The sequence below is a fragment of the Streptomyces sp. NBC_01216 genome (assembly GCF_035994945.1).
GTDB lineage: Bacteria > Actinomycetota > Actinomycetes > Streptomycetales > Streptomycetaceae > Streptomyces.
Genome location: NZ_CP108677.1, coordinates 6,913,878 through 6,930,679 on the forward strand (window position 1 = coordinate 6,913,878; position 16,802 = coordinate 6,930,679).

The following is a 16,802-nucleotide window of genomic DNA, read 5'->3' on the forward strand; positions in this document are numbered from 1 at the left end:
CGGTGCGCCGGACCTCCCGGTGGGAGCGGGAGGCCCGGCGCGCGGCGCGGTGGGTCTACCAGATCGCCTCGACCCATTCCGGGTGGTCGATGAAGGGGTTGCGGTTGCCCTGGTAGGTGCCGTAGATGACGTCGTTGCGCCGTTCCTCGAAGGCGCTCGGAGGGTCCTGCTCGTTCCACTGTTTCAGGACCGAGAGGCGGCCGTGGTAGGGGGCGCTGCCGTTGGACGTCGAGTTGTTGGGCTCCAGGTCGGCCCAGGCGTCGTCGCCCTCGTAGCGCACGGCCATGTAGAGGATCATGCGGGCGACGTCGCCCTTGTCGGCGTCGCGTGGCTCGAAGGAGTCGGCGTCCGTGCAGCTGCCGGGGGCACCGCTGACGGGACTTCCGCCGTTGTCGAAGTCCTTGTTCCCGCGGATGCTGTTGACCTGTACGTCCGCCGGGCGCAGGTGGTGCAGATCGGTGCCCGGTCCGGTGGCGGTGCCGAAGTCCCCGTGGGACTTGGCCCACACGTGCTCGCGGTTCCAGTCACCCACGTTGCCGCCGTTGAGCGACTTGCTCCGCGAGGTACCGCTGTACAGCAGTACCACGTTGGCGCTGTTGTACGGGTCCTGGTCGGTGACCTTCAGGGCGTTCCATACCGCGCTGTACGAGATCTTGTTCTGGTTCTTGATGATGGTGTGCAGCGAGGACTTCAGGCTGGTGCCCGTCTTGCCTATCGCGGTCCGGTAGTACGTGCTGTCGTAGTCCGTGGTCGTGGCGGTGAGAGCCGCGCCTCCCGCGGGCAGGGCGCGGCCGACGGCGGGAGGGGCGACCGGCGTCGGTGAGGCGGTGGCCGTCGCGGGGGTGAGGCCGGCCGCGAGAAGGGCGGTGAACGCGGCGACAGCGGCGAGGGGGCGGGGGAGTCTGTCGAGTCCGGGCATCCGTCGTTCCTCCATGGGGGTGAGGGGCGGGCGGTACGTCTGAACGGGCGTGCGGGAACCCACTCTGCGCGCGTAGAAAGGCGTCGCACGGACGTGCGAACAGCGCGCCATTGAACGGTGCATGACCAAAAGGCGTCCAAGGAATGCCTCGCTCCACACCTGGCGGGCCCGACGCGCCCGCTCGCTACGGCCGCGAGCCGGTCGATCGCCTGTCTCCCGCGAGTCGCGGGGTGTCGAGCGGAACCGGTCGCCAGGCCGCGCCCCCCCCGGCCGGTGCCGAGCGGGTACGGGGCCGGCACCGCGGCCGTCCCGGTCCGAATCGAGGCGGCGCCGACGGGACGCCGCGTTCTCGGTGAGGAGAACCCGGCGGGGCCGCCGACGGGACGTCCGGCGAGCGGTTCGGCGAGACGTCCGCCGGGGCGCCGTCCCGACGGCCGGGGACCTACTCCCCGTCAGAAACGCAGCCGCGCCGCGACCGGCCGGTGATCGCTCCCGGTCTCGGGGAGCGTCCAGGTCTTCGTGACCACCGCGCCCCGGGCCAGGACATGGTCGATGCGGGCCAGCGGCAGACGGGCCGGCCAGCTGAAGGCGAACCGGCTCCGCTCGCCGTGGACCAGGGAAGTGACGGGTCGCCGCCCCCGGTCGTCCACGGTGCCGTTGAGGTCGCCGACGATCAGCAGCCTGCTGTGCGCCGGTTCCGCGGCGACCGCCCGCCCGAGCCGCCGCGCGCTCTCGTCGCGCCACCCTGTGGCGTATCCCTCGGCCGCCCGGATCCGTACCGAGGGAAGATGCGCCACATACGTGACCACCTCACCGTGTGGGCTGCGCACCAGCGTTCGCAGCCCACGCTCCCAGCCCTCGTCGGCATCGCGGGGTCTGATGTCCACCGCGCCGGAATCCGCCAGCGGATACCGCGACCACAATCCCACCGTCGTGTGATGGGGATGGGTCGCGGCGAGCGCCGAGCGGAACGCCGGCAGGCGCGACGGGGTCAGTTCCTCCAGGGCGATCAGGTCGGGCTCGGCGCCGAGGACGACCCGGTACGGAGCGGGGTTCTCGTCGCTCACGTTGTGCTGGACCACGGTGAACTCGTGCGGACCCGGGTCCGCGGACGGCAGCACCGACCGGAAGGTCCAGCCTCAGGCGACGAGGACCAACGCACCCGCCAGCGCCGTGGCGAGCGAACGACGCACGACGGCCAGGACGAGACCGCACACGCCCACCAGGCCGAGCCACGGCAGGAAGGTCTCCAGCAGGCTCATGGCGTTGCCCGGCAGCCGGGGCACGAAGGCGTGCCCCGGCTCAAGGGCGGCGGTCGGCACCATGACGGTCCCACCGACGACTCCGCGAGGCCATCGCCTCCGCGCCCCGGACTTTCCTGCGCCCACGGCACTCCCCTTCCCGCTTCCCGGGCTTCCGGCGCACACCCGAGACCGCCGTGCCCCACCCGTCCCGTGATCGGGAACGCCCGACCACGAGAAGCCAGTTCCGCGCCCGGCGTTGCCCCGCCGGGACGAAGAGCGCGTGTCAGGCGCGGTCCAGGCCCCAGGTCTGCAGGGAGTACGGCCGGCCCTTGTCCTCCCCTTCGATGAGCGGCACATCGAGCAGGCCGAAGCCCGCCCTGGAGGCCACGGCCACGCTGGACGTGTTCTCGGCCTCCAGCTCCAGGATCACCCGGTCCGCGCCCAGCTCCTCGAAGGCGTACGCGGCCATCACCCGCACCGCACGGGCGGCCAGCCCCTGCCCCCGGTGCGCCGGGCCGACCGCGTAGCCGAGTTCCGTCCCCTCGGGGGCCCGTCGCAGCATCACCTCGCCCAGTGGCGCGCCGCCGTCCACGGTGATCGCGAGCAGGATCGCCGTGCCCTCCGCCCGCAGCCTCCGGTCCGTGTCCAGCCGCCTGCGGGCCGCCGTCTCGTCGAAGGGGGAGACGATCGGCGTCCAGTACGCGATGTCGGGGTGATCGAAGAGATCCGGCATCGCGGCCACGTCCTCCTCCGTCCAGTCGCGCAGGACGAGCCCCTCTCCCGTGAGCTCGATCCGAGCGGGAAAGGGCGACGGGGCGCTGCTCATGGTGGGGGACCTCCCAGGTCTGTTCGGGACGGGGCAGGATATCCGGGCGGTCTTCACCGACTCACCGGAATTCGCCCGGGACGCGTTCTGCCGGTTGTGCCGCCGCCCCCGCCTCGGACGGGCACACACTCCGCCGCGAGCCAACCCGGCCGTGTCTCGCCACCCGCCGCACCCGAGAAAACCCGGTGCCGGTGGGACCGGCCGCACATGACAATGGGGCACCACGAACCAGGAGGAACCCATGAGCCAGGGACACCTGACTCTGCACGACGTGCTGCCCTCGAACGAGCTGGTGGCCGCCCTCGACGCGGGACACGTCACGCGTAAGTCACACCCCGAACTCCCGCTGTCGATCTACACCTACACGAGGGTCTGTCAGTACGAACGGGTCTGGAACCGGGTCACCACCCGCTGCCGGGGGCTGGTCGCCGACGACGTCACCGGCGAGATCGTCGCGCTGCCGTTGCCGAAGTTCTTCAACCTGGGCGAGCACGCGAGCGGTCAGCCCTACGCACCCGCGCTGCCCGACGAGCCGTTCGAGGTCTACGAGAAGGTCGACGGAAGCCTCGCCGTGGTCTTCCACTACGCGGGCCGCTGGCGTGTGGCGTCCAAGGGCTCCTTCATCAGTGCGCAGGCCACCTGGGCGCAGCGTCACCTCGATGGCGCGGACACCGCCGCACTGACCCCGGGCGTCACCTACCTGGCTGAGATCATCTACCCGCGGAATCGTATCGTCGTGGACTACGGCGAGCGCCGTGACCTCGTGCTCCTCGCCGCGTTCGGCAAGGACGGGACGGAGGTCCCGCTCGCCGAGGCCACCCCCGGCTGGAGTGGTGTCGGCTCGGCCGTGACCGTCTGGCCGGCCATGACGATCGAGGAACTGGTCGAGCTGACCGAGTCGAACACCCTGCCCGGTGGCGGGAAGGCGACCGGCGTCGACGCCGAGGGCTTCGTGCTCCGCTTCGCCTCGGGGTTCCGGGCGAAGGCCAAGCTGTCCGAGTACGTCCGCCTGCACGGACTGCTGACCGGCGTCACCGAACGCGATATCTGGCGCGGCCACGGCATCCAGCGCTTCGCCGACACCGCGGCCAAGCGGCTCGCCCAGGGCCTGGGCCTCTCGCTCCACGAACTCGGTGAGGTGAGGGCGGCGGGCGGACGCCCGCTGGACGACCTGCTGGCACGGGTGCCGGACGAGTTCGACGTCTGGGTGCGCGAGGTGATCGACCGCCTGGAGGACGAGGCAGCGGCCCGCGCACGCGCCATCGACGAGGCGTTCCGAAGCATCGCGCACCTCGCGGACGACCGCAGGGCGTTCGCCCAGGCCGTCAAGACCCTGCCCGTCGACGAGGGCGTCCGGTCGGCGATGTTCCCGCGTCTGGACGGACGGCCGGTCGACCTGCTCGTCTGGCGGGCCGTCCGGCCGCGTCCTGCGGACACCTTCACCGACGACGAGGAGAACTGACCCGTGCCCGACGTACACGTCATGACGGGACTGCCCGCCTCGGGCAAGACCACCGCGGCCCGAGAGCTCCAGGCGGAGTCGGAGGGCCGGATGCGCCGGGTCAACCTCGACGACCTGCGCCGCATGCTCGATGTCCCCACCCCCGAGCACGGCCGTTCACGTGCCCACGAGCGGACCGTGCTGGACATCCAGGACGCGGCGGTCCGCTCCGCCGTCGAGGGCGGTTTCGACGTGGTCGTCGACAACACCCACCTCACCCCGCACATCCCGCGACGGCTCATGGCCGCGGTCACCGGCCTCGACGCCGGGTTCGTCGTCCACGACTTCACCGACGTGGCGGTCGAGGAATGCGTGCGGCGCGACGCCCTGCGGGAACGTCCCGTCGGTGAGGAGATCATCCGCATCCTCGCCGACGCGCACGAGAAGGCCACCCGCGGGGGCTGGCGGCTCACCGCCGAATGGCTCGGAGCCCGCCCCGCGGTCCGGCCCTACGTCGCCGACCCGACGCTGCCCTCCGCCGTGATGTGCGACATCGACGGCACCCTCGCCCTGCGCGGCGACCGGGGGCCGTACGACTTCACCCGCTGCGACCTCGACCTGCTCAACGTCTCGGTCGGCGACGCCCTGCGCGCCTTCCGCCGGGCCGACGGCGACAGGATCGTGCTGCTGTCCGGCCGCGGCGAGGAGCACCGGGCGCTCACCGAGGCATGGCTGACACGACACCAGGTGCCGTACGACGAACTGTGGATGCGTGCGGCGGGCGACGGCCGTAGCGACGACATCGTGAAGGCCGAACTCTTCGACGCCCATGTACGGCACCGCTACGCGGTGCGTGTCTCCCTGGACGACCGCGACCGGGTGGTCGCGGTGTGGCGACGTATGGGTCTGCCGACCTGGCAGGTCAACTACGGCAGCTTCTGACCCGTCCGCCCCCGCCCGGGAGAGACGGGCGGGGGACGGTCGGGTGGGCGCGCCAGGGAGACCGAGACCGTCACCCCTCCCCGCTCGAACTCGTGGACCGGGGCGGGAAACCACCGAGAGGGTCAGACGACCGTGGGAGGAATCCCCCGGCCACGGTCAGCCCGGGGAGCGGAAGACAACGGGGTACGAATCGCTCACGGTCCACCTCCCTGAACCCCGGGCCACTCCGGCCCCGGCCTCGGCACCGCATCGCCGGGCCCCGCCGTCTACCCTGGACGCATGGGCACTGACCTGGTCAGGCTGTTCCTCAGCGGAGACGTGATGCTCGGCAGGGGAATCGACCAGATCCTTCCCCATCCCGGCGATCCGAGCCTTCCCGAGCGGTACGTGAGCGATGCCCGCGCCTACGTGTCCCTCGCCGAGACGGCACACGGCCCCGTCCCTCGCCCCGCCGGCTTCGGATACCCCTGGGGAGCCGCACGGGCCGCCCTCGACCGCGCGGCGCCCGACGCCCGGATCGTCAACCTGGAGACCGCCGTGACCCACGACGGGGCTCCCGTCCCGGGGAAGGCCATCCACTACCGGATGCACCCGGCGAATCTGCCGTGCCTCGCGACCGTCCGTCCCGACGTCTGCGTACTGGCGAACAACCACGTCCTGGACTACGGCCACCGCGGACTCGACGAGACCCTCGACTCCCTCGCCGCCGCGGGCCTGCGCACGGCGGGTGCCGGCCGCGACAGCGACCGCGCACGCCGACCCGCCGTCGTCCCCCTGCGCGACGGGGGGCGGATCATCGTCGTCGCCCTGGGCCTGGCGTCCAGCGGCGTACCCTCCGACTGGGCGGCCACGGCGCACCGGGGCGGCATCGATTTCGCCGCACGAGCGGACGACCGCACCGCGGCCCGCGTCACCACCCTCCTGCGGCGCCTGAAGAGCCCCGGGGACATCGCCGTCGTCTCGCTGCACTGGGGCTCCAACTGGGGGTACACCCTCCCCGCCACCCACATCGCCTTCGCGCACACCCTGATCGACGGCGGCGCCGACATCGTCCACGGACACTCCTCGCACCACCCACGCCCCCTGGAGACGTACCGGGGCAAACTCATCCTGCACGGCTGCGGAGACCTCATCGACGACTACGAGGGCATCTCCGGCCACGAGGAATACCGCGACGACCTGCGGCTGCTCCACGTCGCCTCCGTAGCCCGCGAGGACGGCCGCGTCAGGGAGGTGCGCCTCATCCCCCTGCAGGCCAGGCGCCTGCGGCTGGAACACGCCTCAGGACCCGACACGCGCCTGCTCCACGACCTACTGGGCCGGATCAGCCGGCCCCACGGCACAGGGATCACCGTGGCCCCGGACGGGAACCTCATCGCCCGCCCCGCCTAGCGGTCCCGCGTCCGCTCTCCGGAACCCCTCGGGAGCAGGAGGACGAGCAGACCATGTATTTCACCGACCGCGTCGACGCGGGCCGACAGCTCGCCGCCCGCCTGGATCACCTCACCGGCCGCGACCTCGTGGTCCTCGGACTCCCCCGAGGGGGCGTACCGGTCGCCGCACAGGTCGCCGAGGCCCTCGACGCGCCCCTGGACATCTGTCTCGTACGCAAACTGGGCGTGCCGCAGCAGCCGGAGCTGGCCATGGGTGCGATCGGCGAGAACGGCGTCCGGGTCGTCAACGACGGCGTGGTGCGCGAGACGGGGGTCATCGACCGGGAGATGGCGGCCGTCGAGGAGCGCGAACGCGCGCTCCTCGCGCAGCGGACACGCCGCTATCGCGGGACACGCGCACCCACGCCGCTCCGCGGCAGGACCGTCCTGATCGTGGACGACGGCCTGGCGACGGGCGCCACCGCGCTGGCCGCCTGCCGGGTCGTCCGCGCCCAGGGAGCCGCCCGGGTCGTACTCGCCGTTCCCGTCGCGCCCCGCGGTTGGCCGGACCGCGTGGGCGACGCGGCGGACGAGACGTTCTGCGTGCACGAGCCCGCGTTCTTCTACGCGATCGGCCAGTTCTACGAGGACTTCTCCCAGACCACCGACGAGGAGGTCCTCGACTGGCTGGCACGCGACCGCGCCGCGCACCGCGGGCCCGCCGCCCGCCCGGACACCGAAGGGGCCCCAGGCCCGGAGGCCACGGACACCGCTGTCCTCATTCCGCTGGGCGGCGACCGGGTCGACGGCCGTCTGACGGTGCCGACGGGCGCCGCCGGGACCGTCCTGTTCGCGCACGGGAGCGGCAGTAGCCGCCTCAGCCCCCGCAACCGCTCCGTGGCCGGGGCACTCCACCGCGCCGGCCTCGGCACTCTCCTCTTCGACCTCCTCACGGAAGAGGAGGCGGCGGACCGTTCCCTCGTGTTCGACACCCCCCTGCTGGCCGACCGCCTCACCGGCGCCACCCGCTGGCTGCTCGGCCGGCCGGAGACCACGAGCCGTCCGATCTGCTACTTCGGCGCCAGCACCGGCGCGGCGGCCGCCCTCTGGGCCGCGGCGGAACCCACCTCCACCGTCGCCGCAGTCGTCTCCCGCGGCGGCCGGCCCGACCTCGCGGCCCCCCGCCTCGACCGGGTGCGCGCCCCCACCCTGCTCATCGTGGGCAGCCGTGACGAACCCGTCGTCCGGCTGAACGAGGAAGCGCTGCGCGCCTTGCGCTGCGAGAACAGACTCGTCGTCGTCCCCGGCGCCGGCCACCTCTTCGAGGAACCTGGCACCCTCGAGCAGGTCGGCACCCTCGCGGGGGACTGGTTCCGCGAGCACGTCCGAACGGCCGACGGCCACGGCGAGACCGACGACCCTCCACCGACGTAGCGAGAGCGCACACCACGCGGTCCCGCCCCGCCGACTCCTGCCCGCTCCGGTCGACCGATGCCCTGGACGGGTGAGTGTGCCGCCGGACGAGCGGGGGAAGCCGGGCGCCGGGTACGGATGCCTACGTTGCCTTCCCCCTTTGGCGTCGGAGGATGCTGCCCCATGTCCGTCCGCAAAGGCGCGGCGTACGCGCTCATCGGTACCGTCTGTGTGCTGTCGCTGCTCCCCGGCTGCACGAAGGAGCCGGCCGCGCCCACCGGCCGTTCCGACGCCGCCAACCGCGGGGCCCCCGCTCCCGGCCCTCGGGAGACCCCGGCCGACCCCACCCCCGTCGACGTCATCCCGGGAGTCGGAGCGCTGACACGCGCACACGTTCCGGACGGGACCGGCCAGGCACTGGTGGTGTCCGGCGCGTCGCTCGACGCCAACGAGGCCACTGTGGTCCTCTACGAGCGCGACGCGACCGACCGCTGGCGTCCGACGGCGGGACCATGGCCCGCGCACAACGCGCTCAGGGGATGGACCGACTCCCACATGGTGGGCGATCTGCGCTCCCCGATCGGCGTGTTCCGGATCGGGGACGCGGGGGGAAGGCTCCCCGACCCCGGCGCTCGGCTCCCCTACGACCACGACGAGGCGTACGTCGTCCAGGGCACCGGATTCGTCGGGGAGCCCCTGGAGGGCTCCTTCGACTACGTGGTCGCGATCGACTACAACCGCGTGCCCGGCACGACGCCGCTCGACAGGTCACGGCCCCTCGGGGCGGAGAAGGGCGGTGGCGTCTGGATCCACGTCGACCACGGTGGTCCCACGCAAGCGTGCATCTCGCTGGACCGCGAGGTGATGCCCCGCCTGCTGCGCGCCCTGGACCCCGCGAAGGACCCGGTCGTCGTCATGGGACCCCGGGACGTACTCGCACGCTGACCCCGGGCCCACCCCGACCGGCCCGAGCCACCACGCGGCGGACCCCCGCCTGGCGGCGTGCCCGCGACGCCGCGGGCACCGTCCCACCCCCGTCTCGCGTCGGCCGTCCGTTCACCGCGACACACCGCCCACCACGACTCCGCGGCCCACCACGCCTTCGTCTTCCGCCGAGGAACGCCGGAGCCCCGTCCGTCGACCCGACCGGGGCCACGCGATGATGGGGAGGGTGCGCGCCCGCCCCGCTTCGGTACGACGGCCGCACCACCCGGCACCAGTGACCACGCACGACGCCGACGGCCCGCGCACGGCCCGTCGGCATGAGAGGGAGACACCCTGATGGACGTCCGGCACTTCGAACGCATCCACGCGTTCATCGAGGCACGCCTCCGACCGCTCTTCGACGCCGAGACGGGAAGCGAGCACGGCTTCGGCATGGACGACACCTCACGCGCCCTGCGGGCGCTCCTCGGGACCGTCAAGGCCGCGGGCGCCGTCAAGGGAATGGCCGAGCAGCGGGCCGCGGCCGACACGACGCTGCGCCACATCATCGACCAGGCCCTGGAACACAACTGGGACGTCCTGCGCGGCATCGCCCGCAACTGGGAGGACCACCCGGACTTCGCGAGGGACTTCAAGCGTCACGCCTGGGAGCTCGCCGAGTCCCCGGACACCCCCGCCCCTACCACGACCGCGCCTTCCACGACCGCCCCCGCCACGGCCGTCTGAGTCCACCGCTCCGGGCTGCCCCGCTCGGAACACCCGACCTCCCCGGCGGCGCGCCCGGCCTTGCTCGTCGGCCGAGCCCGTCGCCGGGGAGGCCCGTGCCCCCGGTACCGGCGACATCACCGCCTCCGCTCCCTGACGGGCCCGCCCCGCCGCGTCGCCCCGCCGCCCCGCGCGGCACAATGGCGATCATGCTGCTGTCCTTCCTGCCCGTCCTCGAGCGCATCGCCGAGGAGATCGAGGGCCTCTCCGACCGAGGCCGGGCCGCCGACTACATTCCGGCACTGGCCGCCGCCGACACGAGCCGCTTCGGGATGGCCGTCGCCGAACTCGACGGGACGGTGTACGGCGTGGGGGACTGGCAGGAGCCGTTCTCCACCCAGTCGGTCACCAAGGTCTTCACGCTCGCTCTGGCCCTTGCCCGCGAGAAAGACGTCCTCTGGGAACACGTCGGCAGGGAGCCGTCCGGCAACCCGTTCAACTCGCTCGTCCAGCTCGAGTACGAGAACGGCATCCCCCGCAATCCGTTCATCAACGCCGGCGCCCTCGCCGTCACCGACCGGCTCCACCGCCTCACCGCCGACGCCTCGGGCACCCTCCTCGACTTCCTGCGGGAGGAGAGCGGCAACCCCGATCTCGACTTCGACCGCGACGTCGCCGCCTCCGAGACCGACCGCGGCGACCGGAACGCCGCACTCGCCTACTTCATGGCCTCCTACGGGAACATCGTCAACCCCGTGCCGACGCTGCTCCGCCAGTACTTCCGGCAGTGCTCGATCGCTGCCTCGTGCGGTGACCTCGCGCTCGCCACCGGCTTTCTCGCCCGCCATGGCATCCGCGCCGACGGCTCACGGCTGCTGACCCGGAGCCAGGCCAAGCAGGTCAACGCCGTCATGCTCACCTGCGGAACGTACGACGCGGCCGGGGACTTCGCCTACCGGGTCGGGCTGCCCGCCAAGAGCGGCGTCGGCGGCGGCATCATCGCCGTGGTCCCCGGCCGGTGCACCCTGTGCGTCTGGAGCCCCGGCCTCGACGAACGCGGCAACTCCGTCGCGGGTGCCGCGGCCCTGGACCGCTTCACCACCATCACCGGCCTGTCCGTCTTCTGACCGCGCTCCACAGCGGGGCGTGGCGCGGCCCCGCCCCGCTGTCCGACGGTTCAGGCCCCAGTGGACCGCAGCACGACGAACGGGCCCCGGCTCCGGCCACCCCCGGGCGCCCGCCACCCCGCCGTCACCGTCCCACGGACGGCCTCGCCGGTCCTGTCCCCCGCGCGCAGCACCCGGGTCACCTCGACGACGAGCCCTGGTACGCCGGGCACACCGAGCACCGTCGCCTCCGCCGTCTGTCCGACGACGCTCGGGGTGCCCTCCGCCGCGGCGAACGCCCCGCCCTCCGGGCCGGACCCCAAGGCCCACGTCACCGAGTGATCGGGGACGCCGGACTCACCCTGCGCCTGCGGCTCGGCGCGTCCCTGGAGCAGCGCCAGCAGCTGCGCCGCGACCACCGGATCGTGGGCTCCGTCGTAGATCCACCGTGTGCCCAGCACGCCGTGCTCGGACGTACCGACGAGCGCGGGCCCGCCTCCGTCCAACGGAGCACCGCGGTATCCGAGCGGCACGTGGTACGTGACGGGACGGACGCCGGACGTGTCCGTGACGACCATGAACTCGATGCCCACCTCGCCCTGCGGATCGTCGAGGCGGAACCCGCCGACCCGGTGCAATTCCGGGGCGCTCCCGCTACCGGCGTACCACGGCTGGGTGGGAAGCCAGCCGGCGAGCAGCGCCGTCTTGCCGGGATTCATCGTGGTGTGGTGAATGACTGCCATGCCGGGTGAACTCCCGTCGGCCGGGCGGGATTCCCTTGATCCGGACGAGGCGGGGAAGGAAGCGGGCCGGGAGCGAGCCCTGGGGGAGCGGGACGGCTAAGGCAGAGGGACCGCGCGACCGGGCAGGTCAGGGCGTTGGTGCCCACCGCTGGCAACCATGCGCACGTGGCCGTGTTCGTCGATCTCGGCCTGGACGATGCCGGACTCGTCGGCGTAGACCGGGTGCCCGCCGGCTCCCTTGCGCTCGGTGCGGGAGACCACGATGGAGTCACCTGACACGGGGAAGGTCAGCTCGTAACGCTCTCTGCGTCCCATACACCCTTTATACCGATGTACGACCCCGTGGGCCTTTTCCGCGGCCCGGCCGATCGAGGAGCCGGGACCGGCCGGCCGGGCTCCGGGGGAGGCGAGCGAAGGCCCGGGAACACGGAACCCGGGGCCGTCACCTGGTCAGGAACGCGACCCGTGCTCCTGCGTGTCCCGCTTCTCGGCCTTCTCGGCGTTCTTCTCCTTGATCCGCACCGTCTCCTTGCGGACCTCGGCCTGCGTCGCGCGCTCCTTCCGGAGCCACTCGGGGTCCTCCGTCTTCAGCGCGTCGATCTGCTCGGTGGTGAGAGGTTCTGTGACCCCGCCCCGCGCGAGACCCGCGATGGACACTCCGAGCTTCGACGCCACGACGGGCCGGGGGTGCGGGCCGTTGCGCCGCAGCTCCACCAGCCATGCGGGCGGATCGGCCTGGAGCCGGTTCAGTTCGGTGCGCGAAACGACACCCTCCCGGAACTCGGCGGGGGTGGCTTCGAGGTACACACCCAACTTCTTCGCCGCGGTCGCGGGCTTCATCGTCTGGGCGCTCTGGTGCGACGTCATGCCGCCAAGGGTATCGAGCATGTGCGCTGTCTCTGACCACGGCCAGTAAGCTGGCGACGTGACCAGCTCGGAAGAATCCCCGTCGTTCCGGCTCGCCTACGTACCGGGAGTGACGCCCACGAAGTGGGTGCGGATCTGGAACGAGCGGCTGCCCGAGGTACCTCTGACTCTCGTCGGTGTCCCCGCCGCCGACGCGTCCGGCGTGCTCCGCGCCCGTGAAGCCGACGCCGGCTTCCTGCGCCTGCCCGTCGACCGGACGGAACTCAGCGCCATCCCGCTCTACAGCGAGACAACCGTCGTCGTGATCCCCAAAGACCACGCCGTGACCGCGGTCGAGGAGGTCTCCCTGGCGGACCTCGCCGACGAGATCGTGCTGCACCCCCTCGACGACACCCTGGACTGGGAGCGTCCGCCGGGACGCCCGGCGCTCGAACGCCCCGCCACGACCGCGGACGCCGTCGAGCTGGTGGCCGCGGGGGTCGGCGTGCTCGTGGCGCCCCAGTCGCTCGCCCGCCTCCACCACCGCAAGGACCTGACCTACCGGCCGGTCCTGGACGCTCCGGAGTCCCGGGTCGCCCTGTCGTGGCCGGAGGACGAGACGACCGACCTGGTAGAGGAGTTCATCGGGATCGTCCGCGGCCGTACGGTCAACAGCACGCGGGGCCGGAAGCAGGCCACGACCCAGCCCTCAGGCAAGGGCACCGAGGCGGGAGGTGTCCCGCGCAAGCCATCGGCCGCCAAGTCCGGCGGCAAGGCGGCGGGGGGACGGGCGGGCGGGGGAAAGCCGGCCTCGGGGCGAGGCGGACGCGGGGCCGTGGGAGGTTCCGGCGGAGCCAGGGGAAGCAAGCGGGGCAAGCCACGCCGTCGCGGATGACGCGTCCGGCCGCGCCGAGTGCCGAGTGCCGGGCGCTCCCGTGCACCCCGTGTCCCCGGCGCCCCCTGTGCCCCGGCCTTCCCGACGGCTACGGTGGCCGGGAAGATCCTTTCCGGAGGGGAGCGGCACGACCATGCGACTGAGTGAGGGCCTCGACCACGCGGAGTCCGTACGGTGACCGCCACCGGGGAACCGCACGTCCTGCTCGACACACGAGGCCGGGCGGGCTTCATCACCCTGAACCGTCCGAAAGCCATCAACGCCCTCACCCACGCGATGGTGCGCCGGATCGACGAGGCCCTGACGGTGTGGGAGGACGACCCAGCCGTCGAGACGATCGTCATCACGGGCGCCGGGGAACGCGGACTGTGCGCGGGCGGCGACATCCGGGCCATCCACGACGACGCCCGTGGCGGCGGCTCGGCGTCGGTCGGCTTCTGGCGTGACGAGTACCGCCTCAACGCCCGCATCGCCCGGTACGGCAAGCCGTACGTGGCCTTCATGGACGGGATCGTGATGGGCGGCGGCGTGGGCGTCTCCGCCCACGGTTCCGTGCGCGTCGTCACGGAACGCTCCCGCGTCGCCATGCCCGAGACGGGCATCGGCTTCGTCCCCGACGTCGGGGGGACCTACCTGCTCAGCCGCGCTCCGGGCGAGCTGGGTACCCACCTCGCCCTGACCGGCACGCCCGTCGGTGCCGCCGACGCCCTGCTCGCCGGCCTCGCCGACCACTACGTCCCCTCCGCTGGACTGTCCGGGCTGGCGAGCGAGCTGACGCTTTCTCCGGCACACGAGGCACTGCCCCGCTACGCCCGGCCCGCGCCCGCCGGAGCCCTCGCGGATCACCGGGACTGGATCGACGCCTGCTACGCGGCGGACACGGTCGAGTCGATCATCGACCGGCTGCAGGACTCCGGGCGTACGGAGGCGAAGGCAGCCGCCGACACTTTGCAGTCCCGGTCCCCGCTCGCCCTGAAGGTCACCCTCGCCGCCCTCCGTCACGCCCGGACACTCGACTCGCTGGAAAGCGTCCTGGACATGGAGCTCCGGCTCTCGTGTTCCGCACTCCGCTCCCGGGACCTGGTGGAGGGCATCCGCGCACAGGTCATCGACAAGGACCGCAGCCCCCGGTGGTTCCCGCCCACACTCACGGAGGTCACGGACGAGGTCGTCGCGCGCTACCTCGCCGGCCCGCGGGACCAGGCCCGGCGCCCGGAGCGGGCGACTTGACCCGGGCATTCCGGGTCGGGTAGTGTTCTCCGGGTTGCCACGGGACGGAACGGTTCCGTGTCAGCCACTCCCGCCGCAGCAGCGGCACCTCAACTCCGTACGGTCTCCCTCACGGGATGAATTTCGGCATGCCGGAATTCATGTCGAACGACTCGATTATGAGTCACGGGGGGAAAGCGTTAGAGTTCGAGCGTCGGAACTGCCCAACAGCAGTGATGACAAACCCCTCTGACTGGGAATCAGGCCCGAAAGGATCTGATAGAGTCGGAAACGCCGGAAGGGCCCGGAGCGAAAGCGAACGGGACCGGAAAGCACCGAAGAAATCGGACCGGAAAGGTCTGGTAGAGTCGGAAACACGAAATACCGAAGGGAAAATGCCCGGAGGAAAGCCCGAGAGGGTGAGTACGAAGGAAGCGTCCGTTCCTTGAGAACTCAACAGCGTGCCAAAAATCAACGCCAGATTAGTTGATACCCCGTCCATCTTCGGATGGTCGTGGTTCCTTTGAAAGTCCTGTCGGCCCTTGTGGTGGGCAGGCGACATACACAGCGAGGACGCTGTGAACGACCGGTCTTATTCCGACTGGTCGTTCCGCTCTCGTGATGTGTGCACCCGCGGCCCTTCATCGGGCATTGGTCGGGTAAACATTCACGGAGAGTTTGATCCTGGCTCAGGACGAACGCTGGCGGCGTGCTTAACACATGCAAGTCGAACGATGAAGCCCTTCGGGGTGGATTAGTGGCGAACGGGTGAGTAACACGTGGGCAATCTGCCCTTCACTCTGGGACAAGCCCTGGAAACGGGGTCTAATACCGGATAATACCGGCTTCCGCATGGGGGTTGGTTGAAAGCTCCGGCGGTGAAGGATGAGCCCGCGGCCTATCAGCTTGTTGGTGGGGTAATGGCCTACCAAGGCGACGACGGGTAGCCGGCCTGAGAGGGCGACCGGCCACACTGGGACTGAGACACGGCCCAGACTCCTACGGGAGGCAGCAGTGGGGAATATTGCACAATGGGCGAAAGCCTGATGCAGCGACGCCGCGTGAGGGATGACGGCCTTCGGGTTGTAAACCTCTTTCAGCAGGGAAGAAGCGAAAGTGACGGTACCTGCAGAAGAAGCGCCGGCTAACTACGTGCCAGCAGCCGCGGTAATACGTAGGGCGCAAGCGTTGTCCGGAATTATTGGGCGTAAAGAGCTCGTAGGCGGCTTGTCACGTCGGGTGTGAAAGCCCGGGGCTTAACCCCGGGTCTGCATTCGATACGGGCAGGCTAGAGTGTGGTAGGGGAGATCGGAATTCCTGGTGTAGCGGTGAAATGCGCAGATATCAGGAGGAACACCGGTGGCGAAGGCGGATCTCTGGGCCATTACTGACGCTGAGGAGCGAAAGCGTGGGGAGCGAACAGGATTAGATACCCTGGTAGTCCACGCCGTAAACGTTGGGAACTAGGTGTTGGCGACATTCCACGTCGTCGGTGCCGCAGCTAACGCATTAAGTTCCCCGCCTGGGGAGTACGGCCGCAAGGCTAAAACTCAAAGGAATTGACGGGGGCCCGCACAAGCAGCGGAGCATGTGGCTTAATTCGACGCAACGCGAAGAACCTTACCAAGGCTTGACATATACCGGAAAGCATTAGAGATAGTGCCCCCCTTGTGGTCGGTATACAGGTGGTGCATGGCTGTCGTCAGCTCGTGTCGTGAGATGTTGGGTTAAGTCCCGCAACGAGCGCAACCCTTGTCCTGTGTTGCCAGCATGCCCTTCGGGGTGATGGGGACTCACAGGAGACCGCCGGGGTCAACTCGGAGGAAGGTGGGGACGACGTCAAGTCATCATGCCCCTTATGTCTTGGGCTGCACACGTGCTACAATGGCCGGTACAAAGAGCTGCGATGCCGTGAGGCGGAGCGAATCTCAAAAAGCCGGTCTCAGTTCGGATTGGGGTCTGCAACTCGACCCCATGAAGTCGGAGTTGCTAGTAATCGCAGATCAGCATTGCTGCGGTGAATACGTTCCCGGGCCTTGTACACACCGCCCGTCACGTCACGAAAGTCGGTAACACCCGAAGCCGGTGGCCCAACCCCTTGTGGGAGGGAGCTGTCGAAGGTGGGACTGGCGATTGGGACGAAGTCGTAACAAGGTAGCCGTACCGGAAGGTGCGGCTGGATCACCTCCTTTCTA

General features: G+C 70.7%; 16 protein-coding genes and 1 rRNA gene. 10 read left to right on the plus strand and 7 right to left on the minus strand.

Annotated features, from left to right (window positions below):
* Positions 1 to 55: 55 nt before the first annotated feature.
* The 4 genes from OG393_RS31380 to OG393_RS31395 all read right to left on the minus strand — a co-directional run bounded on the left by OG393_RS31380 (position 56) and on the right by OG393_RS31395 (position 2,989).
* Complete coding sequence (locus OG393_RS31380) at positions 56 to 919, minus strand: endonuclease I family protein (protein WP_327378087.1); 864 nt, start codon at positions 917 to 919, stop codon at positions 56 to 58.
* 452 nt (positions 920 to 1,371) lie between these two features.
* Entirely contained in the window at positions 1,372 to 2,040 is a 669-nt protein-coding gene (locus OG393_RS31385) for an endonuclease/exonuclease/phosphatase family protein (RefSeq protein ID WP_327378088.1), read from the minus strand.
* Positions 2,041 to 2,058: 18 nt separating this feature from the next.
* Complete coding sequence (locus tag OG393_RS31390; RefSeq protein ID WP_327378090.1) at positions 2,059 to 2,244, minus strand: hypothetical protein; 186 nt, start codon at positions 2,242 to 2,244, stop codon at positions 2,059 to 2,061.
* A gap of 202 nt (positions 2,245 to 2,446) precedes the next feature.
* Positions 2,447 to 2,989: a GNAT family N-acetyltransferase gene (locus OG393_RS31395; protein ID WP_327378091.1), complete on the minus strand. Its 543-nt coding sequence runs from the start codon at positions 2,987 to 2,989 to the stop codon at positions 2,447 to 2,449.
* A 241-nt stretch (positions 2,990 to 3,230) separates the two neighbouring features.
* Between OG393_RS31395 and OG393_RS31400 the strand changes: the two genes are divergently transcribed.
* From OG393_RS31400 to OG393_RS31430, 7 genes are all read left to right on the plus strand, one after another.
* The gene (locus OG393_RS31400; protein ID WP_327378092.1) at positions 3,231 to 4,451 is read left to right on the plus strand and encodes an RNA ligase; all 1,221 of its coding nucleotides are present in this window, start codon (positions 3,231 to 3,233) and stop codon (positions 4,449 to 4,451) included.
* Between the two features lie 3 nt (positions 4,452 to 4,454).
* The gene (locus tag OG393_RS31405) at positions 4,455 to 5,372 is read left to right on the plus strand and encodes a phosphatase domain-containing protein (protein ID WP_327378093.1); all 918 of its coding nucleotides are present in this window, start codon (positions 4,455 to 4,457) and stop codon (positions 5,370 to 5,372) included.
* A 279-nt stretch (positions 5,373 to 5,651) separates the two neighbouring features.
* Positions 5,652 to 6,764: a CapA family protein gene (locus tag OG393_RS31410; RefSeq protein ID WP_327378094.1), complete on the plus strand. Its 1,113-nt coding sequence runs from the start codon at positions 5,652 to 5,654 to the stop codon at positions 6,762 to 6,764.
* Positions 6,765 to 6,817: 53 nt separating this feature from the next.
* The gene (locus OG393_RS31415; RefSeq protein WP_327378095.1) at positions 6,818 to 8,179 is read left to right on the plus strand and encodes a phosphoribosyltransferase family protein; all 1,362 of its coding nucleotides are present in this window, start codon (positions 6,818 to 6,820) and stop codon (positions 8,177 to 8,179) included.
* Between the two features lie 162 nt (positions 8,180 to 8,341).
* Positions 8,342 to 9,103, plus strand: a complete 762-nt coding sequence (locus tag OG393_RS31420; RefSeq protein WP_327378096.1) for a hypothetical protein — start codon at positions 8,342 to 8,344, stop codon at positions 9,101 to 9,103.
* A gap of 336 nt (positions 9,104 to 9,439) precedes the next feature.
* Positions 9,440 to 9,829 (plus strand): hypothetical protein, encoded by a 390-nt coding sequence (locus tag OG393_RS31425; RefSeq protein ID WP_327378097.1) that lies wholly within the window; start codon positions 9,440 to 9,442, stop codon positions 9,827 to 9,829.
* A 179-nt stretch (positions 9,830 to 10,008) separates the two neighbouring features.
* Positions 10,009 to 10,935 carry a glutaminase gene (locus OG393_RS31430; protein WP_327378098.1) on the plus strand — a complete coding sequence of 309 codons (927 nt, stop codon included), beginning with the start codon at positions 10,009 to 10,011 and terminating at the stop codon, positions 10,933 to 10,935.
* A 50-nt stretch (positions 10,936 to 10,985) separates the two neighbouring features.
* Here the strand turns inward: OG393_RS31430 and OG393_RS31435 are convergent, their stop codons facing one another.
* From OG393_RS31435 to OG393_RS31445, 3 genes are all read right to left on the minus strand, one after another.
* The gene (locus tag OG393_RS31435; protein ID WP_327378099.1) at positions 10,986 to 11,657 is read right to left on the minus strand and encodes a maltokinase N-terminal cap-like domain-containing protein; all 672 of its coding nucleotides are present in this window, start codon (positions 11,655 to 11,657) and stop codon (positions 10,986 to 10,988) included.
* Between the two features lie 96 nt (positions 11,658 to 11,753).
* Entirely contained in the window at positions 11,754 to 11,972 is a 219-nt protein-coding gene (locus OG393_RS31440; RefSeq protein WP_327378101.1) for a DUF6296 family protein, read from the minus strand.
* A gap of 135 nt (positions 11,973 to 12,107) precedes the next feature.
* Entirely contained in the window at positions 12,108 to 12,524 is a 417-nt protein-coding gene (locus tag OG393_RS31445) for a DUF5997 family protein (RefSeq protein WP_327378102.1), read from the minus strand.
* Between the two features lie 58 nt (positions 12,525 to 12,582).
* On the opposite strand from OG393_RS31445, the gene OG393_RS31450 reads away from it, so the two are divergent.
* From OG393_RS31450 to OG393_RS31460, 3 genes are all read left to right on the plus strand, one after another.
* A complete protein-coding gene (locus OG393_RS31450; protein ID WP_327378103.1) occupies positions 12,583 to 13,398 on the plus strand; it encodes a LysR family substrate-binding domain-containing protein in 816 nt (271 codons plus the stop codon).
* A gap of 174 nt (positions 13,399 to 13,572) precedes the next feature.
* Positions 13,573 to 14,628, plus strand: a complete 1,056-nt coding sequence (locus OG393_RS31455; RefSeq protein WP_327378104.1) for an enoyl-CoA hydratase/isomerase family protein — start codon at positions 13,573 to 13,575, stop codon at positions 14,626 to 14,628.
* A gap of 645 nt (positions 14,629 to 15,273) precedes the next feature.
* A 16S ribosomal RNA gene (locus OG393_RS31460) occupies positions 15,274 to 16,799 on the plus strand.
* Positions 16,800 to 16,802 lie beyond the last annotated feature (3 nt).